Annotated in this window: 7 protein-coding genes; 4 read left to right on the plus strand and 3 right to left on the minus strand. The window is 63.5% G+C overall.

The genetic code is table 11. The features are described 5' to 3' along the window. Positions 1 to 2: 2 nt before the first annotated feature. The 3 genes from ccsB to ACP2WS_RS10435 all read left to right on the plus strand — a co-directional run bounded on the left by ccsB (position 3) and on the right by ACP2WS_RS10435 (position 3,307). Complete coding sequence (ccsB, locus tag ACP2WS_RS10425) at positions 3 to 1,382, plus strand: c-type cytochrome biogenesis protein CcsB (protein WP_426460746.1); 1,380 nt, start codon at positions 3 to 5, stop codon at positions 1,380 to 1,382. A 256-nt stretch (positions 1,383 to 1,638) separates the two neighbouring features. After that, a complete protein-coding gene (gene msrP / locus ACP2WS_RS10430) occupies positions 1,639 to 2,628 on the plus strand; it encodes a protein-methionine-sulfoxide reductase catalytic subunit MsrP (protein ID WP_426460737.1) in 990 nt (329 codons plus the stop codon). Between the two features lie 43 nt (positions 2,629 to 2,671). Next, a complete protein-coding gene (locus ACP2WS_RS10435) occupies positions 2,672 to 3,307 on the plus strand; it encodes a protein-methionine-sulfoxide reductase heme-binding subunit MsrQ (RefSeq protein ID WP_426460738.1) in 636 nt (211 codons plus the stop codon). A gap of 96 nt (positions 3,308 to 3,403) precedes the next feature. Here the strand turns inward: ACP2WS_RS10435 and lysA are convergent, their stop codons facing one another. Together lysA and lptM are read right to left on the minus strand one after the other, a co-directional pair. Continuing rightward, positions 3,404 to 4,687 (minus strand): diaminopimelate decarboxylase, encoded by a 1,284-nt coding sequence (lysA, locus tag ACP2WS_RS10440; RefSeq protein WP_374493789.1) that lies wholly within the window; start codon positions 4,685 to 4,687, stop codon positions 3,404 to 3,406. 39 nt (positions 4,688 to 4,726) lie between these two features. Beyond that, positions 4,727 to 4,972 carry an LPS translocon maturation chaperone LptM gene (lptM, locus tag ACP2WS_RS10445; protein WP_426460739.1) on the minus strand — a complete coding sequence of 82 codons (246 nt, stop codon included), beginning with the start codon at positions 4,970 to 4,972 and terminating at the stop codon, positions 4,727 to 4,729. Positions 4,973 to 4,995: 23 nt separating this feature from the next. Here lptM and cyaY point away from each other — a divergent pair, with 23 nt between their 5' ends. Then, positions 4,996 to 5,322 carry an iron donor protein CyaY gene (gene cyaY, locus ACP2WS_RS10450; protein ID WP_374493785.1) on the plus strand — a complete coding sequence of 109 codons (327 nt, stop codon included), beginning with the start codon at positions 4,996 to 4,998 and terminating at the stop codon, positions 5,320 to 5,322. A gap of 133 nt (positions 5,323 to 5,455) precedes the next feature. Here the strand turns inward: cyaY and ACP2WS_RS10455 are convergent, their stop codons facing one another. Next, positions 5,456 to 7,978, minus strand: a complete 2,523-nt coding sequence (locus ACP2WS_RS10455; protein WP_426460740.1) for a penicillin-binding protein 1A — start codon at positions 7,976 to 7,978, stop codon at positions 5,456 to 5,458. Positions 7,979 to 8,458: the final 480 nt, after the last annotated feature.

Genomic DNA, 8,458 nt, shown 5'->3' on the forward strand with positions numbered 1-8,458 from the left:
CCATGAACACCACGCTTGATCTGTCTGCAGGCTCCCAAGCCACACGCATCATCCATCTGCAGGAAGGGTGGCTGTCGGGCCGCACCTGGTTCGACTGGCTCTTTGCCGTGCTGGCCGTGGCCGGCGGCATTGTGGCATTTGCCCAGTACGGCGGTGCCATGGATGGCTATGAAAAGGCCATTCTGGCCGGCACAGTGCCCTTCGTCATTGCGCTCGGATGGTTCTGGCGTCCAGCCGCGCGGCTGATGCTGGTGGTGGCGGCCTTCTCGCTGCTGGCCATCTCAGCCTATCAGGGAGATCTCAAGCGGGCTGAGTCGGTGTTCTGGCTCAAGTATTTCCTCTCCAGCCAGTCCGCCATTCTGTGGATGTGTGTCCTCATCTACATGAGCACGCTCTTCTACTGGATCGGCCTGTTCACGAGCGAGAAGCATCCCGTGGACGGCGTGGCACATGCCAATACCGCACAGCGCATGGGAACCTGGCTGGCCTGGGGCGCGGTGGGCATGGCGCTCATCGGGACCATGGTGCGCTGGTACGAAAGTCACCACATCGGGGCTGGCATCGGCCACATCCCCGTCAGCAACCTCTATGAAGTGTTCGTGCTGTTCTGCTGGATGACCACTCTGTTCTACCTGTACTACGAGCAGCTCTATCGCACCCGTGCGCTGGGGGCCTTCGTGATGACGGTGGTGAGCGCGGCGGTCGGGTTTCTGCTGTGGTATGCGCTGGTGCGCGAGGCGCAGGCCATTCAGCCGCTGGTGCCTGCCCTGCAGAGCTGGTGGATGAAGCTGCATGTGCCAGCCAACTTCGTGGGCTACGGCACGTTTGCCCTGGCGGCCATGGTGGCCCTGGCCTATCTGCTCAAGACCAGCAGCTTGCGGGCCCTGTTGATCGGGCTCGTGGGGGTGCCGGCTGTGGTGCTGGCGGGAGTGGGTCTGTACGCGCTGCTCGGCTCACCGGATGCCACCATGACGCAGGCTCTGACCAAGAGCGGCCGCATGCTGGGTGGGCTGCTGGTGTTCTTCGGGCTCATGGTGGCGCTGCGCGGCACCATCAACCAGCACACGCCGAGCCTGACGGTGATGGATGATGTGCTGTACAAGGCGATTGCGGTGGGATTCGCCTTCTTCACCATCGCTACCGTGCTCGGGGCGCTCTGGGCGGCCGAAGCCTGGGGCGGATACTGGAGCTGGGACCCCAAGGAAACCTGGGCTCTGATCGTGTGGTTGAACTATGCGGCATGGCTGCACATGCGGCTCATGAAGGGGCTGCGCGGGACGGTAGCCGCCTGGTGGGCTCTGGTAGGGCTGGTCGTAGTGACCTTCGCCTTCATCGGTGTCAACATGTTCCTGAGCGGCCTGCACAGCTACGGCACCCTGTAAGACCCGTGTCGAGTCGGGCAGGCAGGACTGTCTGGTGGACAGTCCTCTTCCCGTGGCGGGCAGGGCCGAGTCCCTTGGCCGATGAGGGGAATTGCTTTCGGCAGGGGGTGTGCATGGCGCACAATGAGTCGAACTCCATGCTGAACGAGACCTGCTGCCGGGATGCCGGTGATCGCCATGGCTGTACTCCCCTTGGGACGCCGGCTGCAGGGGGGATCCGGATGCGTGCAATGACTTCTTGACCCACGGAGGAGAAATGGCGAATCGCTTCGGGGCGGTTCCGCCCATTCTTTCCAGCGACATCACGCCCGAGGCGGTGGCAGGCAGCCGCAGGCGCTGGATGCAGCACGCCGGGGCATGGATGGCCGGGGCAGGCCTGGCGGCCTGTCGAGGCAATGGCGAGAGCGATTCCGTGCAGTCCCCGAAGGACATGGGCACTCCCCTGTCCTCCGTGCGAACTTCCGTGGCTGGCGGCTGGGCCGTGGATCGGCCCACACCGGTTCGTGATGCCACGCACTACAACAACTTCTACGAGTGGGGAACCTCCAAGACCGATCCGTCCGAGCGTGCGGGTGCCATGCGGCTGCGTCCCTGGACGCTGCGCGTGGAGGGGGAGGTGCTGCACCCCTATACCCTCGGAGTCGAGGACCTGATGCGGCTCGCCCCTCTGGAGGAGCGGCTCTATCGGTTGCGGTGCGTGGAAGGGTGGAGCATGGTCATTCCGTGGCAGGGGTATGCGCTTGCGCATGTTCTGAAGCGTGCCCAGCCCACGGGAAATGCCCGCTACGTGGCCTTCGAGTCGCTGGCCGACCCTGGGCAGATGCCGGGAGTGCGGGATGCGGTGCTGCACTGGCCCTATACCGAAGGCCTGCGGCTCGACGAGGCCCTGCACCCCCTGAGCCTGCTGGCCTTTGGAATGTACGGGCATGCGCTGCCAGCCCAGAACGGTGCCCCGCTCAGGCTCGTGGTGCCCTGGAAGTATGGCTTCAAGAGTGCCAAGAGCATCGTGACCATCCGCGTGATGGCAACTCCGCCGGTCACGACCTGGGTGCGTGAGGCACCCGCCGAGTATGGGTTCTACGCCAATGTCAACCCAGAGGTGGATCACCCACGCTGGAGCCAGGCGACCGAGCGCCGCATAGGCGAAGGTGCGTGGGAACCGCGGCGCCTGACCCTGCCCTTCAATGGCTATGCCGAGCAGGTGGCCGGGCTGTATGCCGGCATGGATCTGCATCGGTATTTTTGAGCAGATTTGCCGATTCAAGAGAAGAGAAAGGAAGGTTGTTTTCATGTCCACTGTCATTGCCAGACATTCCTGGCTCACGAACCCCTGGAGCAAACCTCTGCTGTGGGGAGTGGCGCTCATGCCGCTGGCATGGCTGATCGGGCGCGCCTCTGCAGGGGCCTACGTCAATCCCGAGGAGGCCCTGGTGCGGGGAACTGGAGATTGGGCGCTGCGCATGCTTCTGCTTACTCTGGCGGTGACGCCTGCCCGGGTGAGTCTGCACCTTCCCCAGCTGCTGCGGTTCCGGCGCAGTCTGGGTCAGCTGAGCTTTGTCTATGCGTGTGTGCACCTGTCCCTGTATCTGTGGCTCATCGTGGGCTTCGAGAGCGGAAAGCTGGTGCATGACCTGGCGCGTCACCCCTATGTCTTTGCAGGAATGGCGACGTTCGTGTGCATGCTGCCGCTGGGACTCACGTCGTCCAATGCGGCCATTCGGGCACTGGGGGCTGCACGCTGGCAGCTGCTGCACCGGCTGGTGTATGTGGTGGCTGCACTGGCCATGCTGCACTTCTTCTGGGTGCGCGCCAGCAAGAATCAGGTGATTGAGCCCATGCTGTATGCCGCCGTGCTGGGAGGGCTGCTGGCATGGAGACTCTGGTACTGGAACCGGAACGCCCCTGCCGGTGGCTGCGGGCATTGACACACGGGGACAGGGGGCCGCGTGGAGCAGACGGCATACACCCGCCCCATGCCCATGGGGCGGGAGACCACAGCACCCGGCGGGATGGCCGATCGATCAGAGCAGCCGTTCGCGGGCATGCAGGGAGGCAATGTCCTCGCGGGTTGCAATGAGGTGCGGCTGGCCATCGACGACCAGCACTTCGGCCGCCCGTCCCCGGGAGTTGTAGGTGCTCGCCATGCTCATGCAATAGGCTCCAGCCGACATGACGGCCAGGATGTCGCCCGGCTGAACATCGAGCGTGCGGTCGCGTCCCAGCCAGTCCCCGCTTTCGCATATCGGGCCCACCACATCGTAGGTCGGCATGTCGCCTGTGGCCGGACGTGACTGCACGGGCAGGATCTGGTGATAGGCCTCGTACATGGCTGGACGCGGCAGATCGTTCATGGCGGCATCCACGATGCAGAAATTCTTGGCCTCGCCGGTCTTGAGATAGAGCACTTCGGCAAGACACACCCCCGCGTTGCCGACCATGGAGCGTCCCGGTTCGATCAGCAGCCTGCGCTGACCGAGGCCGCGTGCATCCATGCGAGCGAGCAGGGCATGCCACAGGGCATGGGCCGAAGGGGGCGTTTCATCGGTGTAGGTGATGCCCAGGCCTCCGCCGAAGTCGAAGTGCTCCAGCCGGATGCCTTCGGCCTCGATCTGTTCCACCAGATCGAGCATGCGATCCATGGCGTCCAGATAGGGACTCATCTGGGTGATCTGCGAACCGATGTGGCAGTCGATGCCGACGACGCGCAACCCCGGCAGGTCGCGAGCCAGCCGGTAGGCAGCCAGGGCCTCTTCATGGGCGATGCCGAACTTGTTGCCCTTGAGCCCCGTGGAAATGTAGGGATGGGTATTGGGGTCCACATTGGGATTGACGCGGATGCTGACGGGCGCCTGTGTGCCCATGGCCACTGCTACCTCGTTGAGCACATGCAGCTCTGGCAGGCTTTCCACGTTGAAGCAGCCGATGCCCGTCGTCAGGGCCAGGCGCATTTCGGCGCGGGTCTTGCCGACACCCGAGAAAATGATCTTGGCCGGAGGGGCGCCTGCAGCCAGGGCGCGCTGGAGCTCCCCGCCTGAGACGATGTCGAAGCCACATCCGGCCTGCGCGAAGACCTGCAGCACGGCGAGCGAGGAATTGGCCTTCATGGCGTAGCAGATCAGGGCATCGCGGCCACGGAATCCCTCCTCGTAGGCGTGCAGGGCCTTGAGCATGGCTGCGCGTGAATAGACAAACAGCGGCGTGCCATGTTCCCGGGCCAGCTCGGCAAGGGGAAGACCTTCCACGCACAGCGCTCCGGCGGTGTTGCGTGCAAAGAAGGGATGGCCAGGAAGAACGGGATGTGTCATGAAGAAAGGGGTCCGAAAGAGGGAGGAGGCACAGGGGGCTCAGTGCGCGGGCACAGTATCGACCAGGGCATCGACAGGATTGCCGGCGGTCGGCAGCGCAGCAGCGGTGGCCGCAGGACTCGATGCAGCAGAGGCTGGGCGCAGAGGCCCCAGCAGCAGCGCGTGCAGCGGAGCTCGATGGGCTGCTTCCGGAGCGGTGGGGAGATACAAATTCCCCTTCTGGCCGCAGCCGCTTGCCGCCATGATGCCGAAGGCCGCAAGGCCGCTCATTACAATGATTCGCATGTTCATCATAGGCTGGAATTGTAATGACTGACCTGGAATACATGGATGCGGCTGAGCAGGTACTGCAGCGCATTGAAGCAGCATGCGACCGCATCAACGATGAAACCGATGCCGATATCGACAACCAGCGCGTGGGCGGCATGGTGACGCTGGTGTTTCCCAACCGCAGCCAGATCGTGATCAACCTGCAGAAGCCGCTCCACGAAATCTGGATGGCTGCCAAGGCGGGGGGCTTCCACTACACCTTCGATGGCCAGCAATGGGTCGATACCAAGGGGCACGGCGAATTTTTCGACCACCTGAGCCGCTGCGCCACCGAGCAGTCAGGCATGCCGTTGCACTTTGCCTGAGTCTGGACAGACAGTCGTCACACCCTGTCGTCAGGCAGACAAGCAAGCAAACAAGGAAAAGGCCGTGCAGCATGGGAGACATGCGGCACGGCCTTGGTGTTCGTGAAGGAGACGTGACCTGAGCGGGAGCCCGTCAGTTTCCGCGGAACATGTCTTCGCTGCGGGTACTGGGGGGCGTGCTCGGGGCCGCTCCGCCACTGCCACCTGATCCGCCTCCACCCGTGCCGCCGGCGGCAGGGGGAGTTCCTGCCGCTGCGCCCTGGCTGCCATCTACCGGATTGGCTGCATCGGTGCCGTCGCTTGCAGATGGAACGGCGGCAGAACGGGGGCGATCGGACACGCCGATGCGAGAGATGCCGCGGCCACCGGCAAACTCCTCATAGGCCCAGTCACCATTGGAGCGCACCACGCCCAGGGGGGGCTTCACGTGGATCTCGTTCACGGGCACATCCTTGAGCGCCGTGCGCATGTAGTCGATCCAGATCGGCAGGCTCAGGCCCCCGCCGGTTTCGCCATCGCCCAGGTTGCGCGGATTGTCGAAGCCAAACCAGACCACCGTCACCAGCGACGGCTGGAAGCCTGCAAACCATGCATCCTTGGAGTCATTGGTGGTACCGGTCTTGCCATACAGGTCGGGTCGTCCGAGGGCCTGTGTGGCGCGGGCAGCCGTGCCATGCGTGGCCACTTCGTTGAGCAGGCTGTCCATGATGAAGGCGTTGCGCGTGGGAATGGCGCGTCGCGCCTCGTTCGGGGCAGCAGGCTTGGTTTCGAGCAGGGTATTGCCGCGCTGGTCCTTGATGAGGGAGATGATGTAGGGGTTGACGGCATAGCCTCCATTGGCGAACACCGAGTAGCCCACCGCCATTTCCAGCGGATTGGTCGTGCCGGCGCCGAGCGCCAGGGTGAGGTAGGGCGGCGTGCGGTCAGGAGGAAAGCCGAAGCGGCCTGCCCATTCCTGGGTCTTCTGGGTTCCCACCGTCTGCAGGATGCGGATGGACACCAGGTTCTTGGACTTGGCCAGGGCCTGACGCACGGTGAGCGGCGGTCCGAAGGAGCCATCGTAGTTCTTCGGAGCCCAGGGCTGTCCGCCCGTCACCCCTGCATCGAACACCAGTTCCGAGTCGCTCACGACCGTGCTGGGACTCACGCCGGCTTCCAGTGCGGCCGAGTAGATGAAGGGCTTGAAGCTCGACCCTGGCTGCCGCAGCGCCTGGGTCACATGGTTGAACTTGTTCTTGGCGAAATCGTATCCACCCACCAGCGAACGGATGGCGCCGGTACGGGGATCCATGGCCACCAGCGCAGACTCCACCTCGGGCAGCTGCCGGATGGACCAGCCACCACCAGGCGCCTTGACGATGCGGACAATGGCTCCGCGCCGGATCTGCTGCGCCGATCCTGCACGGCCCGACAGGGCCCAGGCAGCAAACCGCAGACCATCGCCGGCGATGGTGATGTCGTCGTTGTCGCTGCGTCGAACCACCACGCGGCGCGGAGAGGCAGAGATCACCACTGCAGACAGCATGTCGCCCGCATCGGGGTAATCGGCCAAGGCATCCACCACGGCGTCGTCGAGCAGGGCGGGATCGCTGGGGAGATTCACGAAATGTTCAGGGCCGCGGTATGGGCGGCGGGCGTCATACCGCAGGATGCCGGCGCGCACGGCTGCATAGGCCGCATTCTGGTCCTTGGTGGAAATCGTGGTGTAGACATCCAGGCCGCGGGTATAGGCTTCGGCTCCATACTGCGCATAGATGAGCTGGCGCACCATCTCGCCGACATATTCGGCGTGCACGGTCTCGCCCTTCGTGGCGTGCTTGAGCACGATCTGGGTGTTCTTGGCCTCCTCGGCCTGTGCTGGCGTGATGAAGCCGTTTTCCACCATGCGCTGCAGGATGTAGAGCTGGCGGATGCGGGCCCGACTCGGATTCACGACCGGGTTGTACTGCGAAGGCGCCTTGGGCAGACCGGCCAGCATCGCGGCCTCGGCCAGGTTGATCTGCTGCAGGGGCTTGCCGAAGTAGGCCTCGGAGGCGGCCGCGAACCCGTAGGCACGGTTCCCGAGGTAGATCTGGTTCATGTAGATTTCCAGGATCTGGTCCTTGGTGAGCGCATGCTCCATCTTGAAGGCCAGCAGCATCTCATAGATCTTGCGGGTGAAGGTCTTCTCCGACGAGAGGTAGACATTGCGTGCCACCTGCATCGTGATCGTCGAGGCGCCCTGGCTCTTGGAGCGGCTGAAGTTGGCCAGACCCGCGCGCAGCACACCGGTGAAATCGATGCCTCCGTGCTCATAGAAGCGGGCATCCTCGATGGCGAGCACGGCGTTTTTCATGCTCTTCGGAATTTCATTGAATGGCACGAAACTCCGTCTTTCCTCGCCGAATTCGGAAATCAGATCGCCATCTGCCGTGTAGATCCGCAGCGGCAGCTTGGGCTGGTAGTTCTGAAGACTGGAAATGTCGGGCAGGTTGGGGTAGGCCACCGCAAGGGCCACCATCAGCAGCATCGCGCCCGTGACCACGAACGCCGAAACAAGGCCGAGCACCCAGAGAACAAGCCGGGAAAACCAGCCTCTCCTTGCGGGAGGGCGGGGAGCTTGAGGGGGCGTGGAGGAAGGCTGAGGGGCAGCGTGGTCTGTGGGCATGCGCGTCATGAAGTGGCTCGTGAAATGAGGCCAGCGAAAAGGGAACGGAGCAGGAGCTTGGGACTTCCGCGAGGGATTCAGGATTCTGTCAGATCAGGGGCCTGTCGGGAGGGATTTCAGCACAGTGCCTGTCGACATGGGCAGCCGGCTGGCATCGCTGCTGGGAATCATGGGCCATTTTCTCCGCTCAGCGCGGCGAAACCCGTGCCTTGGGCCACTTCCATGAGCAGGCCCCCGAAGGGTCGCGCCACATTGTGCACCACCTCCACCGCCGGCGCATGTTTCATGTGGTGTTCATGGTGTAACAGCCTCCCACTGAAACCGCTACCGCAATTTTCAGGCAAGAAGCAAAGTGATAATAAAGCGTACTTTTTTGACAACAAAAGGCGGCGAATGTCCCGGGCGGCACCATGGGCCCGGATCAGCGCTGCTACGATGTGGCGGTGGCAGAGTGTAAGCAAAAGTCATAATCTGCTGCATTGTGTCCTG

Origin of the sequence: Brachymonas moutaii (nom. illeg.), from assembly GCF_049977365.1 — a bacterium.
In the GTDB taxonomy this organism is placed as follows: domain Bacteria; phylum Pseudomonadota; class Gammaproteobacteria; order Burkholderiales; family Burkholderiaceae_C; genus Brachymonas.

Bases quoted from the DNA above. Each gene is read 5' to 3' on its own strand.
- lysA (WP_374493789.1), bottom strand. From the start codon at position 4,687: ATGACACATCCCGTTCTTCCTGGCCATCCCTTCTTTGCACGCAACACC.
- ACP2WS_RS10455 (WP_426460740.1), bottom strand. From the start codon at position 7,978: ATGACGCGCATGCCCACAGACCACGCTGCCCCTCAGCCTTCCTCCACG.
- ccsB (WP_426460746.1), top strand. From the start codon at position 3: ATGAACACCACGCTTGATCTGTCTGCAGGCTCCCAAGCCACACGCATC.
- lptM (WP_426460739.1), bottom strand. From the start codon at position 4,972: ATGCGAATCATTGTAATGAGCGGCCTTGCGGCCTTCGGCATCATGGCG.
- msrP (WP_426460737.1), top strand. From the start codon at position 1,639: ATGGCGAATCGCTTCGGGGCGGTTCCGCCCATTCTTTCCAGCGACATC.
- cyaY (WP_374493785.1), top strand. From the start codon at position 4,996: ATGACTGACCTGGAATACATGGATGCGGCTGAGCAGGTACTGCAGCGC.
- ACP2WS_RS10435 (WP_426460738.1), top strand. From the start codon at position 2,672: ATGTCCACTGTCATTGCCAGACATTCCTGGCTCACGAACCCCTGGAGC.